Source organism: Bradyrhizobium sp. P2_E8 (assembly GCF_056403875.1).
Window position 1 is genome coordinate 1 of record NZ_JBFUES010001135.1, and the last position, 2,204, is coordinate 2,204.

General features: G+C 65.2%; 2 protein-coding genes, 1 pseudogene and 1 riboswitch. Of the genes and pseudogenes, 2 read left to right on the plus strand and 1 reads right to left on the minus strand.

The features are described from left to right. Nucleotides 1-371: PLP-dependent transferase (locus AC1D00_RS37695; RefSeq protein ID WP_477014164.1), on the minus strand; the 371-nt coding region annotated here is incomplete at its 3' end. 74 nt (nt 372-445) lie between these two features. After that, nucleotides 446-525, minus strand: a riboswitch (SAM riboswitch). A gap of 80 nt (nt 526-605) precedes the next feature. Here AC1D00_RS37695 and AC1D00_RS37700 point away from each other — a divergent pair. Then, on the plus strand, nt 606-1,742 hold the full coding sequence (locus tag AC1D00_RS37700; RefSeq protein ID WP_477014163.1) for a 2'-deoxycytidine 5'-triphosphate deaminase: 1,137 nt from the start codon (nt 606-608) through the stop codon (nt 1,740-1,742). A 188-nt stretch (nt 1,743-1,930) separates the two neighbouring features. Next, nucleotides 1,931-2,204: pseudogene (locus tag AC1D00_RS37705) on the plus strand (hypothetical protein); the annotation flags it as partial.

Sequence of the window (2,204 nt, forward strand, 5' to 3'; positions counted from 1 at the left end):
AACAGGTCCTGGATGACGTAGAGGCACGAGCCGAACAGCGCGCGGGAGGCGACCACGTGGTCGCCGGCCTTCAGCGGCGCCAGGATCGCGGTCGTCACCGCGGCCATGCCGGTTGCGGCCGAACGCGCCGCCTCGGCGCCCTCGAGCTCGATCATGCGGCGCTCGAACATCGAGATGGTGGGGTTGGAGTAGCGCGAATAGATGAAGCCGGGATCCTCGCCCTTGAACCGCGCCTCGCACTCCTCGGCGCTGTTGTAGACGTAGCCCTGGGTCAGAAACAGCGCCTCCGACGTCTCGCCAAATTGCGAGCGCAGGGTGCCGGAATGGACCAGACGGGTTTCGGGACGGTAAGCAGCAGGCGACTTCGACATAGGTACCTCCGACATGACCGTCTCGTCGAAAACGGTCACAAAAAAACCGGCCTGGATATATCCACGGGCCGGGATCACAGAGGTCCCCGGCCTGTTTAGCGACTTATTTAACGTGGCTGCAAGCCGGCCGGCTCAAATCACCACGGGATAAGTGATGCTCATATTCCGCAATGGCCTTTCCGTCAAGGCGTCCATCGGATAGCCGTAAAAGGCTAGTATTTCCCACATGTCCGGATGCGTTTGACCYCTGACGAGGACCCCCGGTTGAGTTTCACGATTGCCGCCGACGCCAATGGTATCCTGCCCGACCGCATGATCGCGGCGATGGCGGAGGGCGGCCTCATCCTGCCCGCCTATGACTTCGTCGAAAGCCAGATCCAGCCGGCGAGCCTCGATTTGCGTCTCGGTGACATCGCCTATCGCGTCCGCGCCAGCTTCCTGCCCGGTCCCGGCGCCACGGTGGCCGAGCGCATCGACGAGTTGAAGCTGCACGAGTTCAGCCTCGCCGACGGCGCGGTGCTGGAAACCAACTGCGTCTACATCGTGCCGCTGCTGGAAAGCCTCGCGCTGCCGCTGGAGATCGTCGCGGCCGCGAACCCGAAGAGCTCGACGGGCCGGCTCGACGTCTTCACCCGCGTGATCGCCGACGGCACCCGCCGCTTCGACATGATCGGCGCCGGCTATCACGGCCCGCTCTATGCCGAGATCAGCCCGAAGACATTTCCGGTGCTGGTGCGCGAGGGCTCGCGCCTGTCGCAGGTGCGCTTCCGCACCGGTGATGCCATCCTCAATGCCGACGAGCTCGATGCGCTGCATGCGTCCGAGCGCCTCGTCGAYATCGACGATGCCGATCTGTCCGGCGGCGTCGCCGTCTCCGTCGATCTCTCCGGCGAGAAGGCCAGCGGCTTCGTCGGCTACCGCGCCAAGCGCCACACCGGCGTGGTCGATGTCGATCGCCGCTCCGGCTATTCCGTCGAGGACTTCTGGGAGCCGATCTCGGCCCGTCCCGACGGCAGCCTGATCCTCGATCCCGGCGAGTTCTACATCCTCGCCTCGAAAGAGGCCGTGCAGGTGCCGCCCGACTTTGCCGCTGAGATGGTGCCGTTCGATCCGCTGGTCGGCGAATTCCGCGTGCACTATGCCGGCTTTTTCGATCCCGGCTTCGGCTATGCCGGCGCCGGCGGGCTGGGATCGCGCGCCGTGCTGGAGGTGCGCTCGCGCGAAGTGCCGTTCATCCTCGAGCACGGCCAGATCGTCGGCCGTCTCGTCTACGAGAAGATGCTGGCCCGCCCCGACGCGATGTACGGCCAGCGCATCGGCTCGAACTACCAGGCGCAGGGCTTGAAGCTCTCGAAGCATTTTCGGGTGTAGCCACATCCCCCGCCGTCATTCCCCGCGAAGGCGGGGAATCCAGTACGCCGCGGCCCATCGATTCAATCATTCCCGTCTCGGAATACTGGATCGCCCGCCTTCGCGGGCGATGACGCCGAGCCTGTGGCGTGTTGCGCCGCCCCAGCCGCGATGACACACTCCCGCAAAACAACAAGCCGGGAGCGAACATGACCGCCGCCGCTGATTCCGCGCAGGACGCCCAATGGAAACGCTGGCGCGCGGTCGCCGATCTCTATCACGCCTATTTCACCGGCCTCATTCTCACAGTCGTCACGCGGCGCGGTACGGCGGATGCCGCGGAGTTCGTCTTCCGCGTGTTCCGCCGCCAGCAGCAGGAGCGTTTCCTGCCGGGGCTTGAGAAGCTCGGCCTCAGCCATCTGCCGCCGGCGGTCGCGGCTGCTCAATATCACTATCTCTCGAACTGGATCGGCGGCGTACATG